Source organism: Roseateles sp. T103, assembly GCF_057219915.1.
In genome coordinates this window covers 568,956-585,387 of the sequence record NZ_JBXVVS010000002.1, presented here as the reverse complement: position 1 = coordinate 585,387, position 16,432 = coordinate 568,956, and the positions used below count along the sequence as shown (strand labels likewise).

General features: G+C 70.8%; 13 protein-coding genes. 5 read left to right on the top strand and 8 right to left on the bottom strand.

What is annotated here, in order from left to right; genetic code table 11:
- Positions 1 to 87: 87 nt before the first annotated feature.
- Positions 88 to 1,371, bottom strand: coding sequence for a lysophospholipid transporter LplT (lplT, locus tag AC2EBS_RS09110; protein WP_484728074.1), 1,284 nt, complete (start codon positions 1,369 to 1,371; stop codon positions 88 to 90).
- 3 nt (positions 1,372 to 1,374) lie between these two features.
- Positions 1,375 to 2,439: a transporter gene (locus tag AC2EBS_RS09105; protein ID WP_484728073.1), complete on the bottom strand. Its 1,065-nt coding sequence runs from the start codon at positions 2,437 to 2,439 to the stop codon at positions 1,375 to 1,377.
- A gap of 244 nt (positions 2,440 to 2,683) precedes the next feature.
- On the opposite strand from AC2EBS_RS09105, the gene AC2EBS_RS09100 reads away from it, so the two are divergent.
- Complete coding sequence (locus tag AC2EBS_RS09100; protein WP_484728072.1) at positions 2,684 to 3,103, top strand: hypothetical protein; 420 nt, start codon at positions 2,684 to 2,686, stop codon at positions 3,101 to 3,103.
- Between the two features lie 6 nt (positions 3,104 to 3,109).
- Here the strand turns inward: AC2EBS_RS09100 and AC2EBS_RS09095 are convergent, their stop codons facing one another.
- Positions 3,110 to 4,888, bottom strand: a complete 1,779-nt coding sequence (locus tag AC2EBS_RS09095; RefSeq protein ID WP_484728071.1) for a PHA/PHB synthase family protein — start codon at positions 4,886 to 4,888, stop codon at positions 3,110 to 3,112.
- Between the two features lie 182 nt (positions 4,889 to 5,070).
- Here AC2EBS_RS09095 and AC2EBS_RS09090 point away from each other — a divergent pair, with 182 nt between their 5' ends.
- Together AC2EBS_RS09090 and AC2EBS_RS09085 are read left to right on the top strand one after the other, a co-directional pair.
- Positions 5,071 to 7,032: a phosphate transport regulator gene (locus AC2EBS_RS09090; protein ID WP_484728070.1), complete on the top strand. Its 1,962-nt coding sequence runs from the start codon at positions 5,071 to 5,073 to the stop codon at positions 7,030 to 7,032.
- Positions 7,029 to 8,657 carry a PEP/pyruvate-binding domain-containing protein gene (locus AC2EBS_RS09085; protein ID WP_484728069.1) on the top strand — a complete coding sequence of 543 codons (1,629 nt, stop codon included), beginning with the start codon at positions 7,029 to 7,031 and terminating at the stop codon, positions 8,655 to 8,657. Before AC2EBS_RS09090 ends, AC2EBS_RS09085 begins: the two co-directional genes overlap by 4 nt.
- A gap of 648 nt (positions 8,658 to 9,305) precedes the next feature.
- Here the strand turns inward: AC2EBS_RS09085 and AC2EBS_RS09080 are convergent.
- Both AC2EBS_RS09080 and fabI read right to left on the bottom strand, forming a co-directional pair.
- Positions 9,306 to 10,712 (bottom strand): bifunctional enoyl-CoA hydratase/phosphate acetyltransferase, encoded by a 1,407-nt coding sequence (locus AC2EBS_RS09080; protein ID WP_484728068.1) that lies wholly within the window; start codon positions 10,710 to 10,712, stop codon positions 9,306 to 9,308.
- Positions 10,713 to 10,787: 75 nt separating this feature from the next.
- Positions 10,788 to 11,591: an enoyl-ACP reductase FabI gene (fabI, locus tag AC2EBS_RS09075; protein WP_484728067.1), complete on the bottom strand. Its 804-nt coding sequence runs from the start codon at positions 11,589 to 11,591 to the stop codon at positions 10,788 to 10,790.
- A gap of 215 nt (positions 11,592 to 11,806) precedes the next feature.
- Between fabI and AC2EBS_RS09070 the strand changes: the two genes are divergently transcribed.
- Positions 11,807 to 12,067, top strand: coding sequence for a hypothetical protein (locus AC2EBS_RS09070; RefSeq protein WP_484728066.1), 261 nt, complete (start codon positions 11,807 to 11,809; stop codon positions 12,065 to 12,067).
- A 434-nt stretch (positions 12,068 to 12,501) separates the two neighbouring features.
- Positions 12,502 to 12,663, top strand: a complete 162-nt coding sequence (locus tag AC2EBS_RS09065; protein ID WP_484728065.1) for a hypothetical protein — start codon at positions 12,502 to 12,504, stop codon at positions 12,661 to 12,663.
- Between the two features lie 22 nt (positions 12,664 to 12,685).
- On the opposite strand, the gene AC2EBS_RS09060 is transcribed toward AC2EBS_RS09065, so the two are convergent.
- From AC2EBS_RS09060 to AC2EBS_RS09050, 3 genes are all read right to left on the bottom strand, one after another.
- Complete coding sequence (locus tag AC2EBS_RS09060; RefSeq protein ID WP_484728064.1) at positions 12,686 to 13,120, bottom strand: PaaI family thioesterase; 435 nt, start codon at positions 13,118 to 13,120, stop codon at positions 12,686 to 12,688.
- Between the two features lie 41 nt (positions 13,121 to 13,161).
- A complete protein-coding gene (locus AC2EBS_RS09055; protein WP_484728063.1) occupies positions 13,162 to 15,327 on the bottom strand; it encodes a diguanylate cyclase domain-containing protein in 2,166 nt (721 codons plus the stop codon).
- A 114-nt stretch (positions 15,328 to 15,441) separates the two neighbouring features.
- Positions 15,442 to 16,425 carry a PDR/VanB family oxidoreductase gene (locus AC2EBS_RS09050; RefSeq protein WP_484728062.1) on the bottom strand — a complete coding sequence of 328 codons (984 nt, stop codon included), beginning with the start codon at positions 16,423 to 16,425 and terminating at the stop codon, positions 15,442 to 15,444.
- Between the last annotated feature and the right edge of the window lie 7 nt (positions 16,426 to 16,432).

The following is a 16,432-nucleotide window of genomic DNA, read 5'->3' as shown; positions in this document are numbered from 1 at the left end:
GGCGATGCGCAGACCACCGGTGATGTGTAGTGCCGGTCCGCCTGCGCATGCTTGCGCAGCATGTACCAGGCCTTGCTCAGCCGCCAGCTACGGCTGAGTCCTGCCACGCCGCCGCCACTCCCGCCACATCAACCCCGCCATCCCCAACGCAATCGCGCCGCCGAAGGCGCTCATCAGCGGCACGATGGCCACGCCCTCGCGCAGCAGCAGCGCATAGACGGCCAGCATTGTCAGCACGCTGGCGTTCTCAAAGAAGCCCTGCACGGCGATCGAGCAGCCGGCGCTCAGCAGCTGATGGCCGCGGTGCTGCAGCAGCGCATTCATCGGCACCACCAGCAGACCGCCCACGGCGCCCACCAGCGCCAGCAGCGGCAGTGCGCTGCTCAGACTGCGGCTCAGGCCGATCACCGGGATCAGCAGGCCCAGCACCACGCCGAAGACGAGCATGCGCCTGGCCTGGGGCAGCGGCACCCAGCGGCCGGCGGCGCTGGCGCCGACCACCACGCCCACAGCGACGGCCACCTGCAGCAGCGTGGCCTTGGCCAAGGGCAGGCCCAGCCTATCCTCGGCCCAGCGCAGCACGGCGAACTGCAGCGTCGCGCCCAGACCCCAGAACACCGTGGTCACCGCCAGCGACAGGCCGCCCTCGGCGTCGCGCCACAGCGTGCGCTGCTGGCTGGCGAAGTCGCGCAGCAGCGCCCAGGGGTGGAAGCTGGCGCGCGGGTAGCGTGCGCCGCTGTCGGGCACGCGCAGGTTCAGCGCGCTGGAGGCCGCATACACACCCAACACCAGCAGCAGCGAGGGCAGGTAGCGCGATGAGCCGCCCGCCGCGGCGGCAAGTTCCACCAGCGCTTGCGCCGCCATGCTGTCCAGCCACAGCGGCGCCACCAGCACGCCGCCTAGCACCGCGCCCAGCAGCGCCGCACCCACCACCGAGACCTCCAGCCAGCCGTTGGCCGCTACCAGGGCCTGCGGCTTGACCAGCTCGGTGAGCAGCCCGTACTTGGCCGGCGCATAGCCGGCCGCGCCCAGGCCGACGATGGCAAACGCCGCCACCGGATGCAGGCCCAGCAGCAGTGCGAGCAGGCCGAGGATCTTCAGCGCATTCATCCAGCGCATCAGCCGGTGCTTGGGCGCGGCATCGGCCAGTGCGCCGATGAAGGGCGCCAGCACGACGTAGGCCAGCGTGAAGCCGAACTTCAGCAGCGGCGCCAGCCACGGCGCCTCGCCCCGCTCGGCGAGCAGCGCGATGGTGACGATGAGCAGTGCGTTGTCGGCCAGCGCGGAGAGGAACTGCGTGCCTATCAGCGCATGGAAGCCGCGCGGCAGCTGCCGGTCCGCAGGCTCAGCGCCCCGCTCGCCGCGCGCCACGGTTCAGTCCCCCCGGTGCACGCTGCGCCAGATCAGCCAGCCCAGCAGCGCGGTGATCGCCACCGTCACCAGCGCCACCCAGGCGAAGCCGTGCGCATGCTCGGCCAGCGGGATGCCACCGACATTCATGCCCATCAGGCCGGCGATCAGGTTGATCGGCAGCGCCATCACCGTGACGGTGCTCAGCATGAAGAGACTGCGGTTGTTCTCCACCGCCACGCGCGCGGCGGCCTCGTCCTGCAGCAGCTTGATGCGCTCCTGCAGCGCGGCGATGTCGCGCAGCACGACGGCGAAATCCTCGCCGGCCTGGCGCAGCTGTTCGGCATCGCCAGCGGTGACGAAGGGCGGCGGGTTGGCCAGCATGCGCATTAGCGCGCCGGGCTCGGGCGCCAGCCAGCGCTGCAGCCGCACCGCCAGGCGGCGCAGCCGCGCCAGCTCGGCGCTGTGGCCGGCGGTCTTGCCGGCGAGCACCGCGTCCTCGATGTCGTCGATGCGCTCGGTGGCGCTGCGCACGATGCGCTGCAGCTCGTCGGCCTGGTCGCGCAGCAGGCTTTCCAGCAGCGACACCGGCGTGTCCAGCTGCAGGCCGCGCTTGACCTCGGCGCGCAGCCGATCGATCGAGCGCAGCGGCTGTCGCCGCGCGCTGACCACCAGGCCGCCGCGCAGCTGCACCCACAGCGTGGCCACGTCACTGGCGTCGAAGGTGAAGTCGAACACGACGTCGTTGATCACCGCGAAGAGGGCGTCGCCCTCGCGCTCGATGCGCGAGGAGCGCGAGCCGGCGCGCGGTGCCTCGAAGAACTCGTCGCCCAGCTCGGCATAGCTGCGCAGCCAGTGCTCGCTGCGTGCATGCGCGAGGTTGAAGTGCAGCCAGACGAAGCCGCCGTCTGCTGTGGCACGCGCGGCGCCGCCCTCGCGCAGCCAGGCCGCGGCCTCGTCGGAGCCCAGCGGCTCAGCAGCGGCGTCGGGGCAGAAGCGGTAGCCGCAGATCAGCCCGTTGGCGTCGGCGCCGTAGCTGGGCGGTGTCGTCAGCACGGGGCTGGGCTTCGGCGGGATGGGGCTGGGCATCGACGAGGGGCGGCGGGCGGGCGCAGTGCGTCTGCCAGCGGCGATGCTAGCGAGGCCGCATGTCAGTTTGATGTCGCGGCGGATGAGGGTGCTGCTCGAATGGTATAAACCGTATACACACTTTTTCGAGGGCATGAACATGGCGACATCCAAGACTGCAGCGAAGACCGCAAGCGAGCCCGCAGCGAAGGCCGCGGCCGGCAAGAAGCCCGCAGCCAGGAAGGCTCCGGTGGCAAAAGCGGCCGTGACTGCCGCAAAGCCGGCGGCGAAGAAGTCGCCTGCCAAGGCGGCCACACCCGCGGCGAAGCCGGCCGCGCCTGCCAAGGCGGAGACCAAGCAGGCAGCGAAGCCAACGAAGCCGGTCAAGGCGCCCAAGGCGCCCAAGGCGGAAAAGGCATTGAAGCCCGTCAAGCCTGCCAAGCCTTCGGCCGAGAAGGCGCCGCGCGCCAAGCTCGTGCGCGACAGCTTCACCATGCCTGATTTCGACTTTGCCCTGATCGACGAGCTGAAGGCGCGCGCCATGGGCGTGCAGCGCCAGGTCAAGAAGAGCGAGCTGCTGCGCGCCGGCCTGCAGGCGCTGGCCGCGCTGGCGCCGGCCCAGCTGCTGCAGGCGCTGGAGCGCCTGGCGCCGGTGAAGACCGGCCGGCCCAAGAAGGGCCATTGAGAAGTCTTAATCGGCGTAGCGCTGCATCACGTAGCGGCCGGGTGCGGCGCCCAGTTCGGGCGTGTGCACCGGTTCGCGTGCGGGCACGCGATCGCCACTGCCCTGGGCCTTGAGCCAGTCCGACCAGGCCGGCCACCAGGAGCCTTCGAATTCGGGCGCCTGTGCCTGCCAGGCCTGCGGGCTCAGGCGCGGCGCGTCTGCGGCCAGTGCCAGGCGGCGGTAGCTGCGGTTGGCATGGCCCGGCTCGGAGATGATGCCGGCGTTGTGCCCGCCGCGCGTCAGCACGAAGTCCACCGGGCTCTGTGTCAGCTGGTGGATCTTGTGCACCGATCGCCAAGGCGAGACATGGTCGGTGACCGTGCCCACCGCGAAGATCGGCAGGCGCAGGTCGTGCAGCGAGATGGGCTCGCCGTCCACCGGGTAGCGGCCCTGGGCCAGTTCGTTGCGCAGGTAGAGGCTGCGCAGGTATTCGCTGTGCATGGTCGCGGGCATGCGGGTGGCGTCGGCGTTCCAGCGCATCAGGTCGTTGGGCGCCTCGCGCTCGCCGAGCAGGTATTCGCGGATCGCGCGCTGCCACACCAGCTCGCGCGAGTGTAGGAACTGGAAGGAACCAGCCATCTGCCGGCCCGACAGATAGCCGCGCTCGGCCATCATGTCCTCCAGCCATTGCACCTGCTGCTCGTCGATCAGCGCGCCGAGCTCGCCGGGCTCGCTGAAGTCCACCTGCGCGGCCAGCAGCGTCAGGCTGCGCAGCGTGGGCAGCCGGGCCAGGCCGGGGCGGCGCTGCGGCGCGGCCAGTGCTGCGGCGGCGATGGCCAGCAGCGTGCCGCCCAGGCAGTAGCCCATCGCGTGCAGCTCGTCCTCGCCGCTGATCGCTTTTGCCTGCGCCAGCGGCGCCAGCACGCCCAGGTGCAGGTAGTCTTCCATGCCCAGCAGCGCGTCGGCCTCGTCCGGGTTGCGCCATGACAGCATGAACACCGTGTGGCCCTGCTCGACCAGGTAGCGCACCAGCGAGTTGTGCGGCGAGAGATCGAGGATGTAGTACTTCATGATCCACGAGGGCACGATGAACACCGGCTCGCGCTGCACCTCGGCCGTCGTCGGCCGGTACTGCAGCAGCTCGACCAGCTCGTTGCGGTAGACCACCTCGCCCGGCGTCATCGCCAGGCCCTGTCCGGGGGCCAGCGCCTCGGCGGGCGCGGCCGGCTCGGCTTCGGCCAGCGCCGGCAGCGGGCGCAGGCCGTGGCGCAGGCTGATGTCGTGCAGGCGATGGCGGGTGCCGCGCAGCAGGCTGTCGCCGCGCGTGGCCCAGGCCTGGCGCAGCACCTCGGGCTGGGTCAGCGGCCAGTGCGCGGCGGCCAGCCAGTCGGCGGTCTGGCGGCCCAGCAGCTGCATCACCTCGCGATGGTGCGGCGCCATGCCGGGCAGCGCGCTGGCGCGCTGGCTCCAGGCCTGCGTGCCGTCGAGCCAGGCGCGGCTGAAGGCCTGCAGCCAGTCGCCGGGGCGCGGCGGCTGTTCGGCGTCGCTCACGCTGCGGCGCGCCTCGGCCTGCGCCTCCATCACGGCCTGCGGCCATTGCGCCAGCAGCGTGGCGGCGCTGGCCGGCGAATGCAGCCAGTTCAGCGCCCAATCGGCGGCCGCCAGCGACACCGACACCGGCGACCAGCCCGCGCCGGCTGCGGCCAGCCAGGCGTGCCATTGGCGATCCAGCGCTGCGGCGGCGCGCAGTGCGCGGCCTTGCGGCGACAGTAGTTCTTCGGGCAGGGGCAGGTCCATGGTGCGCATCGGGCTCAGACTCCTTCTCTGGTGGCGGCGCCGGTGTCCAGCGATCAATGATCCGCCAGATGTAGCGCGCTTCGATGAAGGCTATGTGGCGGTGACGCGCGGGTCTTGAGCTGGCTCAGCTTTGTCGCAGTGGCAGCCTTGTTGTCACTGCGTTGTCACGATGCGCGGGTCAGAGTGGCGGGATGGAAAAGACCGATGCCATCGCTTCGCTGGGCCAGCAGAGCCTGCTGATGCCCGCCTGGGTCAATGCCGCGCTGCGCGCCAACGACCGGCTCAAGCTGCTACTGACGCTGCTGCAAGCCGCGGCTGCGCATGCCATGGCGCCGCAGCAGGCGCAGGCCGACCTGCGCCGCGAGCTGGCCGCCACCGGCCTGGATGCGCCCTGGCTGCGTGAGCTGCCTGCCAGCGCCAGTCGCGACGGCGAGGACGTGCTGCTGCCCGAGCTGCCGCAGCTCTGCGCGCTGCTCGCTGCCGAGCTGGCGACGATGGCACGCCCGCTGCTGGCCAGCGAGACCGACGCCGCCACGCGCACGCGCTGCGCCGACTGGCAGACGCGGCTGGCGGCGGTGCGCGACGACGTGCTCAGCCCTGCGCTGCTGCTGCAGCTGACCCATGGCCACCGGCCCAAGCACGGCGCTGCGCCCAGCGCCGACGAGGATAGCCTGCACCTGCTGGTGATGGACCTGCACAAGCAGCTCAACCAGCTGGGTGCCAGCCTGAGCAGCGAGGAGATCGCCGGCGCCCATGTCTGGCAGCTCGCCGACGATGCCGACCGCGCGCGCGTGGCCGCCTTTATGCGCGGCCTGCAGCGCACCGCGGCGCTGAAGTTCAATCACCCGGGTCTGGACACCGCCGCCACGCGCGACGGCGAGCGCCTGCTGATCCAGAACGACATCGGCACCAACGATGCGCATGTGCTGGTGATCCAGGTGCAGGGCCTGGAGATCAGCCTGACCTATTCGGACCTGCACCGCAGCCGCTTTGCCTTCTTCCAGCAGCAGCTCGCCGCGGTCGGCGCGCAGTGGACCGCGGCCGAGTCGCATGTCGATGCCCGCCTGAACCGCGGCGAGGCCTACCAGCTGGGCACCGCACGCTTTGTTGCCGCGGACGAGGCGCAGCTGCAGCAGATGCTCGACGGCATCGCGTCGCGCATCGTCTTCCTGATCGACTGGAACCGCGCGCGCAAGCGCCTGTTGCGCTTCGTCAGCAAGGAAGGCGCGATCGCGCTGCTGGCCGAGGCGGCGCGGCAGGAGATTGGCCATATGGGCTGGCTGCTGGCCGGCGGCGAGCGACTGGTCTTCGATGCGATGCAGGCGCTGGGCGACGATGCCTTCCGCATCGGCGACCGCCTCGCCGATGTGCTGGGCGAGGCCGGCGCGCAGGCCTATCTGCTGGAGCTGATGCGCCTGGCCACCGCGGCGCTGCGCCAGCAGCAGCCCGCCGCGTTGGTGGCCGACGAGGCGCGGCTGCTGCTGGCGCGGCAGCTGCAGCAGCGCCGGCCGGAGTTCGACCTGCTGGCCGAGCATGCCGCCTACTGCGAGGCGCTGGCCTCGTCGATCGCCGAGGCGCTCTCCCGCAAGCCTGGCGACGACGAGGCTGCCGCGCAGCGCGCCCAGCAGGCCAAGAGCTGGGAGCGCCAGGCCGACCATCTGGTGATGGCGGCGCGCGAGCGTGCGCTGCGCCAGCCGCGCTGGCGCGTGTTCGCGCGGCTGGCCGAACAGTCCGACGACGCGGCCGATGCGCTGGAGGAATGCGCCTTCCTGCTCAGCCTGGTGGCCGAGCATCACAAGGGCTGGGACCACGATCTGCGCGAGGCGCTGTCGCAGCTGGCCGGCACCGTGCTGCAGGCCACGCAGGAGCAGGTCAAGGCGCTGGCGATCGCGCGCCGCCTGGGGGCCGACAGCGATGCCGAAGACCATGACGCCTTCATCGCCGCCACCTGGCAGGTGCTGCGCGCCGAGCGCCAGGCCGACGAGCTGCTGCGCCAGGCCAAGCGGCGCATGCTGCGCGCGCTGGACGACCCGGCCGCGCTGATGCTGGCCAACGAGCTGGCCGCGCAGCTGGAGCTGGCCTCGGACCGCCTGCTGGCCAGCGCCTACGGCCTGCGCGAGCTGGCCTTCAGCAAGAGCGGGGTCGGAGCATGACCGCGATGCCGCCTGCGCTGAACACCCCCTGGCATCCCGAGCTGTTCGCCTTCGGCTGCGGCGATCTGCCTGTGCTGGCCGAGCCCACGCCCGAGCGGCTGGGCTTCAAGGCCTTCAATCTGCAGCGCATGGCGCTGCTGGGCCTGCCGGTGCCGCCGGCCTTCGTGCTGGGCACCGGCCTGTGCACCAGCGCGGCCACGCGCGCCGCTGGCGCCTCCGAGGCGCTGTGGGGGCCAGGTCTTGCTGCTCTCGAGCGCGCCACCGGCCTGCGTCTGGGCGATGCGCGCCGGCCGCTGCTGCTGTCGGTGCGCTCGGGCGCGCCGGTGTCGATGCCGGGGATGATGGAGACGCTGCTCAACATCGGCCTGTCGGACGCGACGCTGGACGGCTTCATCCGCCAGACCGGCCAGCCGCGCCTGGCCTGGGACGCCTACCGCCGCCTGGTGGCGAGCTTCGGCGAGGTCGTCGCCGGCATACCGGCCGAGCGCTTCGAAGCGGAGCTTGCCGCCATTGGCAATGGCCGCGGCGAGCGCGAGCTGGATTTCGCCGAGCTGCGCGCGCTGACGCGCCGCTGCCTGGCCGTCTATGCCGAGGCCGCCGGCCGGCCTTTCCCGCAGAACCCGCACGAGCAGCTGCAGCAGGCCATCGCCGCGGTATTCGACTCCTGGCAGAGCGAGAAGGCACGCGCCTACCGCGCTGCGCACGAGATCTCCGCGGCGATAGGCACGGCGGTGACGGTGCAGACCATGGTGTTCGGCAATGCCGGCGTCAGCTCCGGCGCGGGCGTGGGCTTTACCCGCGATCCGTCCAGCGGCGAGGACGCGCTGTGGGTGGACTTCCTGTTCAACGCGCAGGGCGAGGACGTGGTCTCGGGCCGGCGCAGCGCGCATGGCCATGCGCAGCTGGCCGAGGTGCTGCCCGAGGTCTGGTCGCAGCTGCAGACCGCCACCGCGCTGCTGGAGAACGCCTTCGGCGATATGCAGGACTTCGAGTTCACCGTGCAGCAAGGCCGGCTCTATCTGCTGCAGACGCGCAGCGGCAAGCGCACGCCGCAGGCGGCGGCGCGCATCGCGCTGGACCTGCTGGCGCAGGGCGTGATCGACACGGCAACCGCGCGCAAGCGCACCGCAGCGCTGGACGAGCGCGCGCTGCGGCTGCAGCGCGTGGTCGCGCCGGACGGCGCACCGTTGCAGCCGCTGGCCCGCGCCGCCGCGGCCAGCGCCGGTGTGGCGGTGGGGGAGATCGCGCTGGACGAGGCGCGCGCCGCAGCGCGCCACGCGGCCGGCGCCAGCGTGATCCTGGTGCGGCGCGATGCCGAGACCTCGGACATGGCCGCGCTGCAGCACGCCGTGGGGCTGCTGACGCAGCGCGGCGCACGCACCTCGCATGCCGCGGTGGTGGCGCGGCAGATGGGCCGCGTCTGCCTGGTCGGCTGCGAGGCGCTGCAGATCGACGAGCAGCGCCGCGAGCTGCGCATCGGCGAGCAGGTCTTCGCCGAGGGCGATCTGCTGACGCTGGACGGCAACGAAGGCCGGCTCTACGCCGGCGCGGCGCAGACCGAGTGGTGGGTGGATCCGGCCTTGCTCGACGGGCTGGCGAAGTTGCGCGCGCAGGTGGCGCGATAGGTTGGTGCTTCGCCGCGCTGCGTTGGGCATGCCCAGTTTGGCGCTCGGCGGCGGCTCGGCCCGCTGCCGGGCTCATGCTGCGCGGGTCGACCCTGCGGGCCGACTGCCCTCGGTGCTCGCTCCGGGGGTCGGGGGCGGCAAACTCGCTTTGCTCGCTGCGCTCGCGCCGCTCGGACAGTGCCGCCCAGTCAGATGTTGAAGCGCGCTGCGCGCGCCCGACCCGCTACGCTGCGCTCTCGGCCGCGCAGAAATCGCCCGTCAGCGGGCCGAGCCACCGCCAGGACACTGTGGTGGCAGGCCACGGGTTCTTGCCAGCGCTCAGCGTCTCCGGCACTGCGGCCCGGGCAGTTGCCGGGTGAAGGTGAGGAGCTGAGCAGCACAGCCGCGCCGGGCGCGCGCGCAGCGCGCTTCAAAGACTGACTCGGCGCCACTGTTTGACCAGAGCGAGCGTTAGCGAGCGGCGGGAGTTTGGCGCCGGCCCGGTGTGGCGAGCAGCGCAAGGGAGTCGGACCGCAGGGCCGACCTCCGAGCCTGAACCCGGCGGCTGCCCGGGCCGCAGTGCTGCATCCAGCGTTCGCAGGCCCGGCGGATCGCCTGCTGCGCGGCCCGCGCTTAGCAAGATAGACCGCGGTCGAGCAGGAGCCAGGGTCAGCCCGCCTGCGCCGCCACCGCCGCCAGCGCTGCCGAGGCCATGCGCACCTGGGCGCTGTCGGCGCGGCTGGTCAGTGCGATGGGCACGCGTGCGCCCATCACCACGCCGCAGCTCGATGCGCCGGCCATGTATTCGAGCAGCTTGGCCAGCATATTGCCGGCCTCCAGATCGGGTACGACCAGCACATCGGCATCGCCGGCCACCGGCGAGGCGATGCCCTTGATGCGCGCGGCCTCGACCGAGATCGCGTTGTCGAAGGCCAGCGGGCCGTCGAGCTGGCCGCCGGCGATCTGGCCGCGCTCGGCCATCTTGCACAGCGCGGCGGCGTCCAGCGTCGAGGCGATCTTTTCGGTGACGGTCTCCAGCGCCGAGAGCAGCGCCACCTTGGGCTTGTCCAGGCCGAGGGCGCGCGCCAGCGCGATGCTGTTGCGCACGATGTCGGCCTTGGCCTGCAGGTCGGGCGCGATATTGATCGCCGCGTCGCTGAGCAGCAGCGGCTTGGGATAGGTGGGGATGTCGAAGCGGAACACATGCGAGACGCGCCGCTCGGTGCGCAGCGCGGGGCGCGTGAGCACGGCGTGCATCAGCTCGTCGGTGTGCAGGCTGCCCTTCATCAGCATCGCCACCTGGCCATCGGCGGCCAGCGCGGCCGCATGCTCGGCGGCCGCATGGCTGTGCGGCTGGGCTTCGATGCGCACGCCGGCCAGCGACAGGCCCAACTGCTCGGCCAGCGCGCGGATCTTCGCCTCGGGACCGACCAGCCAGGGATCGATCAGGCCGCGCTGCGCGGCGAGCAGCGCGCCCTGCAGCGATTCGGCATCGCAGGGATGCACGACGGCGCAGGGCAGCGGGCCGCCCTGCAGCTGTAGGCTGCCGACCCAGGCGTCCAGTCGCGCCTTGGGATCGAACAGGTGCATCGCCGGCAGCGTGGGGCGCGGGCGCTCGATCTTGTGGCGCGGCGCCAGCACCGTGGCCATGCCGGTGATGACCGGCTCGCCACGCTGGTTCAGCGCCTCGCAGCCGAGCTTGACGCGGCCCGATTCATCGTCCTTCTCGGTGACGGTGAGTACCACGGTCAGCGTGTCGCCGATATGCACCGGGCGCGCGAAGCGCAGCGTCTGCTCCAGGTAGATGGTGCCGGGACCGGGGAATTCGGTGCCCAGCAGCGAGGAGATCAGCGCGCCGCCCCACATGCCGTGCGCGATCACGCCGTGAAAGCGCGTGCCCTGCGCGTATTCCTCGTCCAGGTGCGCGGGGTTCACATCGCCCGAGACCAGCGCGAAGGCCTGCACGTCCTCGCGGGTGAGCGTGCGCACCAGGCGCGCGCTCTGGCCGAGTTGCAGCTCGTCGTAGGTCTGGTTGCGCATCCAGCCGTCGCGCAACTGGGTCTCGGGTGCGTTCATCGGGTGGGCCTTTCTGGCGTGGGTCGGTTCCGGTTGGGGCGAGCAGACTTCGTGCCTGGCCGCGGGAGGCGGCGCTCAGTGCCGGATGTGGTGGCCGGCGTCCACGTAGAGCGTCTGCCCGGTCATGCCCGACGCGGCCGGGCTGGAGAGGAAGGCGGCGAGCGCGCCGATCTCCTCCAGCGTGACCAGGCGGCGCAGCGGCGAGCGCTCGCGCGCATCGCGCATCAGCGCGTCGAAATCCTCCAGCCCAGAGGCAGCGCGGGTGGGGATGGGCCCCGGCGAGATCGCGTGCACGCGGATATTGCCCGGGCCCAGCTCGACGGCGAGGTAGCGCACCAGCGATTCCAGTGCGGCTTTCACCGGGCCCATCAGCCCGTAGTGCGGCACGGCCATCTGCGCGCCCAGGTAGCTCATCGTGATCAGGCTGCCGCCGCCGCGCTCGCGCATCAGCGGCTCGCAGCAGCGCGCCAGCCGCGCGAAGGAGTGGCAGGAAACCTCCATCGCGCGCTGGAAGCCGGCCGGCGAGCTGTCGGCCACGCGGCCGTGCAGATCGGCCAGCGGCGCCCAGGCGATCGAGTGGATGACGAAGTCCAGCCCGCCCAGCGTCGCTGCAGCCTGCTCGGCCAGTGCCTCGAGCGCGCCGTCAGCCTCGACATTGCAGGTGTGCAGCGGCGCGTCCAGCGCCCGGGCCAGCGGCAGCACCGCTGCATGGGCCTTGTCGTTCACGCAAGTGAGCATGAGCTCTGCGCCGGCAGCGCGTGCAGCCTGCGCGCAGCCCCAGGCGATGCTGTGCTCGTCGGCAAGGCCTAGCACCAGACCACGGCTGCCGTGCAGCGGGCTGTGCTGGAGGGGAAGATGGGTGAGGGTGGCGGCATCCATGGCGTCAGCATCTCTGGCTGGCATGTCAAACAAATGACGCACTGCAGCATTAGGCTGACTCGTTGCGCTGGCGCAAGCGGGACAGGATGCCTGCTGATCACACTCGGTCGAGCCTTGATCCGCAGTGGTGCAGTCTTGCCGCCAAGTCAGGGCAGGAAGAAGACGGAGCTCGATCCCATCTGCTCCAGATCCATGCTGTCGTTGAGGAGTGCTCCATGTTCATGTCGTCCCCGTCGTTCCCCGGCGCGTCCTTGCCCTCGCTGGCCTGGCGCTTCTATCTCGATGCGCCAGTAGGCGAGCCGGTGGCGCTGCCGCGCGCTGGCTGCAGTACCGAGCATCCGCTGGTGTTCGATCGTGTTGCCCGCGATCTGGTGCAGATGGCCGGCGAGGGCTTGCTCGAGATCGTCGAGCAGTGCCATGCCGAGCGCATGGGCGAGCAGGTCTACCAGCATCTGGTGTTCCGGCGCTCCCGTTGATCGGGCTGCGGCGCTTCCGCGAGTTCATTGACCCCAGGCAAGCAAGGTTCGGCCACTTTGGCTACAGTTCAACCACGTCGCGCCTGTTGCGCGTCGCCCTCTTCGGAGAGACCCCATGTTGAAACCCGTCCAACACGGCGGGCCAAACGCAAGGCGACTCCTGCCTTTCGTATCCCGCCTTCAGCATTGTTTCGCCAGCCCAGTTCCGGGCGCGGCGCCGGTGGCCTGCCTGTGCCGCCGCTGGATGCTGCCGAATTCCTTCGGCGTTCCTGATCGTTAGTGCCTGTCGCCGCCTGGTGCCTGTCGGCCCGGGCATGCACAGCCCATTGCGCACCCCTTGCGGCCGCGTGCCAGTCGGGCCGGGTTTCCGCCCGGCCAAGGCGCAGCCGTGTTCGCGCGTCCCTGGTGGACGCTGCCACGATCAGGAGAAATTCATGAAGCATCACAACATCAACACCAAGCACGCAGCGTCGTCCACGCCTGGCCTCGGGTATGCCGGGCTCGTCGATACCCGCGCCGGGCTGGTCTTTGCCGCTGCCAGCGTGCTGGGCCCCTACCTGCTGGCCACCATCCTGCTGGTCTTCGGCACGCCGTGATCGCCGGACGAGGCGTCGAGTCTCAGGCCCCCTTGGGCCACAGCACCATCTGCGTGCAACGGAACAGCGCGAGCTTGCGGCCGCTGGCCTCGTCGGTGACGACGGCGTCCCAGACCTGGGTGTTGCGGCCCAGGTGCTGGGCGGTGGCCACGCAGGCGATGCTGCCTTCGCGGACGGTGCCGAGGAAGTTGCTCTTCAGCTCGATGGTGGTGAAGGAGCTCGCGCCCTCGGGCAGGTGGGCCAGCGTCGCATAGCCGGCGGTGGTGTCGGCCAGCGCGACGATGCTGGCCGCATGCAGGAACTCGTTGGGCGCGATGTGCAGCTGCTTGACCGGCATGCGGCTGTGCAGCTCCTTGTCGCGGATCTCGGTGATCTCGATGCCGAGGTAGCCGGGCAGGTATTCCTGTCCGCGCTGGTTGAGGGTGTGCTTGTCGAGTTCGGGGCGTAGCTTGCTCATGTCGTCGGTTCGAGAGAAGTCATGATTCGTCCCGGCCGACTCTAAGCGATGCGCGCGGTGATGACCTGATCGCGCCCGCCGGCCTTGGCGCGGTACATCGCGTCGTCGGCCGAGCGCACCAGCGCCACTTCGTCGGCGCCGTCCTCGGGGAAGATCGCCACGCCGATCGCCGAGGAGATCTCCAGCCGGTAGGCGCCGATCTCCACCGGCTCGCGCAGCCGGGCATGGACCTTTTCGGCCACGGCGAGCGCATCGGCCAGCGTGTGCACCTGCGGCAGCAGCACGACGAACTCGTCGCCGCCCAGGCGCGCCACGGTGTCGGAATCGCGCACGCAGTCGCGCAGCTGATGCGCCACGCGCTGCAGCAGCTGGTCGCCGACCTCGTGCCCGTAGGTGTCGTTGACCGGCTTGAAGCGGTCCAGGTCGATGAAGAGCAGCGCGACGCGCTGGCTGTCGCGCCGGGCATGGGCCAGCGCGGTTTGCAGCCGGTCGAAGAACAGCGTGCGGTTGGGCAGGCCGGTGAGCGCGTCGTAGTAGGCCAGGCTGGCGATGCGCGCCTCGGTCGCCTTGCGTTCGCTGATGTCACGCACGATGGCCCACATGCCCACCGGCGTCCCGTCATCGCCGCGCAGCAGGTAGGTGCGCATCTCCACCGGGAAGACGGTGCCATCCTTGCGTCGGTATTCCTTTTCGTAGACCTCCGAGTGGCCGCGCGCGAACACCTGCTCGGCGACGATGCGCGCTTCGCTCTCGTGCCAGCGCGCTGGCGTCAGCTCGGTGTAGTGCAGGCTGGCCAGTTCGTCGTCCGCATAGCCCAGCATCGCCCGGTAGGCCGGGTTCCATTCGAGCAGTCGGCCCGGCAGGTCCGTCTGCACATAGGCATCGGTCATGCTCTCGTGCAGGCGGCGGTACTTGCTCTCGCTGTGGCGCAGCGCCTCTTCCATGCGCTGGCGCTCGGTGATGTCGATGCCGATGGAGACCATGAACTCCATCGTCCCCTTGTCGTCGAGCAGCACCGTGTTGAACCAGTCCAGCAGCACGCGGCTGCCGTCGCGGCAGACCCATTCGTTGGTGTAGTGGCCTGCAAGTGCGCCGGGGTTGTGCGCAAGCGCCTCGAAGGCATTGCGGCGTATCGACTCGGCTTGCTCGGGCGGCAGCAGCAGGTCCCAGGGATAGCGGCCGATGGCATCCTGCGCACGGTAGCCGCTGAGCGACTCGCAGGCCGGGTTGAAGCGCACGATGCGACCCTGGCGATCCAGCACGATCACCAGCACGCCGGCGTGGTCCACCACTGCCTGCGAAAGCGCGCGTGTGCGGTCCAGCTCGGCGCCGAGTCGTTGCTGGCGCTGGATCTGCAGGGCCAGACGGTGGGTCAGCACCCCCAGCTCGTCGATGGATTGCGGGCGCAGCTGCGCCAGCGCTGCGGCATCGAGGGCCGAGGCCTGTTCGTGCAGCACCTCCTGCAGCGGCTGCAGACCCTGGCGCAGGCTTCGCCAGGCGAGCCAGGTGCTGCCGCCGGCCAGTGCCAGCAGCCCGGCCCAGATCAGCAGCAGGCGCCGGTCGACATGGCCGGTCTGGTTGACGAAGTAGCCCACCAGCACGCTGTCGATCAGCAGCGGCGTGACGATGCCCAGCAACGCGAACTTCGTGCCCAGCGGCACGATGACATCGTGTACGCCGCGGGGGCCGAAGTAGCGGCCCAGCCGGTCGGTGAAGTAGAAAAAGATCGGGAACGCACTGATCAGCACCACCGGCACCAGCCCGATCTGGCTGTTGAGGTGGTCGCGCGGCGTGTAGCTGCGATAGCCCAGCCGCTCCAGCGAGAGATCGGCGCTGAAGGCACCCAGCATCGAAGAGGCGGTCAGAAAGCCCAGCAGCGTCCAGGGCAGGCGGGCAAAGAGCTTGCGCGTCTTGGCTTGCAGGTCTTCGCCCTCGGCCCGGCCGAGGCGGATCAGGCGGTCGGCAAAGCGCCTTGCGTAGGACAGCGTGGCGACCAGCACCAGCGCCAGATAGGCGCCTGTGTAGCTGGTGAAGACCAGATAGAACTCCGGCAGCGGGTAGTAGCCGGCAATGCCCATCAGTGTGCCGCCGATGAAGGGCGGCAGCAGCAGGGCCATCAGCGCGCTGACCCACACGGTGCGGCGCAGCTGCGCGTCGCTCAGCGCTGGCGCGATCACTGGTGAGTCGGGCTCTGCGGATGCGGACATGCTGCAACTACTCCCGTCGCTGCAGCGATGGGCGGGACTGCCTGCGGCGATGCGGCCGACTGTAGGCGCGCCCCGTCTGCCAAGGCATAGGGCAAAGCCCGGGTGGTCGACGGGCTAGAGATCCAGCAGCAGCCGCGGGCTGCTGGCGCGCGAGCAGCAGGGCAGGAACTGGTCGTTCGCCGCCTGCTCCTCGGGCGTCAGGTACATGTCCTTGTGGTCCGGCACGCCGTCGAGCACGCGCGTCAGGCAGGTGCCGCACACGCCCTGCTCGCAGGAGGTGACGATGTGCACGCCCACCGCGCCCAGCGCCTGCACGACACTCTGGCCTGCGGGCACGGTGACCACCTGGCCGCTGCTCTTGATCTGCACCTCGAAGCTGCCTTCGTCGGCCGTGTGCACCGGTGCGGCGGCGCCGAAGTACTCGCGGTGGAGGTTCTTCTCGTCCCAGCCGGCGGCGCGCGCAGTGGCGAGCACCGCATCGATGAAGCCCTGCGGACCGCAGACGTAGAGCTGCGTGCCGGGTCCGGCCGCAGCCGCCAGCGCCGCGGCGATATCCAGGCGCTGCTCGGGCGCACCGTCGTCGTGGTGCAGCTGCACGCGGCCGGCGAAGTGCGGTGCTGCGAGCCGCTCGCGGAAGGCGGTGCGCGCGGGCGAGCGCGTCGCGTAGTGCAGCCGGAAGTCGGCGCCCTCATGCACGAGCTGCTCGGCCATCGCCAGCAGCGGCGTGATGCCGATGCCGCCGGCCAGCAGCAGGGTGCGCGGTGCGCCTTTCACCAGCGCGAAGTGGTTCTTCGGCGCGCTGATGCTCAGCGTCTGGCCTTCGGCCAGCGCATCGTGCACGGCGGCCGAGCCGCCGCGCGACGCGGGGTCGCGCAGTACGCCGAGCAGGTAGCGGTCGGTCTCGGCCGGGTCGTTGCACAGCGAGTACTGGCGGACCAGTCCATTCGGCAAGTGCAGGTCCAGATGCGCGCCGGCCTCGAAGCGCGGCAGGCTCTGCCCCGGCAGCGGACGCAGCTCCAGCGCGCAGATGTCCTCGGCCTCGCGGCTCTTGCGTGCCAGCTGCACGCTCAGCAGGTTCGTAGTCGTCTCCACGGTCATGCGTTCA

Excerpts from the sequence above, each read along its gene's own strand:
- AC2EBS_RS09105 (WP_484728073.1), bottom strand. The coding sequence starts at position 2,439 with ATGCCCAGCCCCATCCCGCCGAAGCCCAGCCCCGTGCTGACGACACCG.
- AC2EBS_RS09095 (WP_484728071.1), bottom strand. The coding sequence starts at position 4,888 with ATGCGCACCATGGACCTGCCCCTGCCCGAAGAACTACTGTCGCCGCAA.
- AC2EBS_RS09090 (WP_484728070.1), top strand. The coding sequence starts at position 5,071 with ATGGAAAAGACCGATGCCATCGCTTCGCTGGGCCAGCAGAGCCTGCTG.
- AC2EBS_RS09085 (WP_484728069.1), top strand. The coding sequence starts at position 7,029 with ATGACCGCGATGCCGCCTGCGCTGAACACCCCCTGGCATCCCGAGCTG.
- AC2EBS_RS09080 (WP_484728068.1), bottom strand. The coding sequence starts at position 10,712 with ATGAACGCACCCGAGACCCAGTTGCGCGACGGCTGGATGCGCAACCAG.
- fabI (WP_484728067.1), bottom strand. The coding sequence starts at position 11,591 with ATGGATGCCGCCACCCTCACCCATCTTCCCCTCCAGCACAGCCCGCTG.
- AC2EBS_RS09070 (WP_484728066.1), top strand. The coding sequence starts at position 11,807 with ATGTTCATGTCGTCCCCGTCGTTCCCCGGCGCGTCCTTGCCCTCGCTG.
- AC2EBS_RS09065 (WP_484728065.1), top strand. The coding sequence starts at position 12,502 with ATGAAGCATCACAACATCAACACCAAGCACGCAGCGTCGTCCACGCCT.
- AC2EBS_RS09060 (WP_484728064.1), bottom strand. The coding sequence starts at position 13,120 with ATGAGCAAGCTACGCCCCGAACTCGACAAGCACACCCTCAACCAGCGC.
- AC2EBS_RS09055 (WP_484728063.1), bottom strand. The coding sequence starts at position 15,327 with ATGTCCGCATCCGCAGAGCCCGACTCACCAGTGATCGCGCCAGCGCTG.
- AC2EBS_RS09050 (WP_484728062.1), bottom strand. The coding sequence starts at position 16,425 with ATGACCGTGGAGACGACTACGAACCTGCTGAGCGTGCAGCTGGCACGC.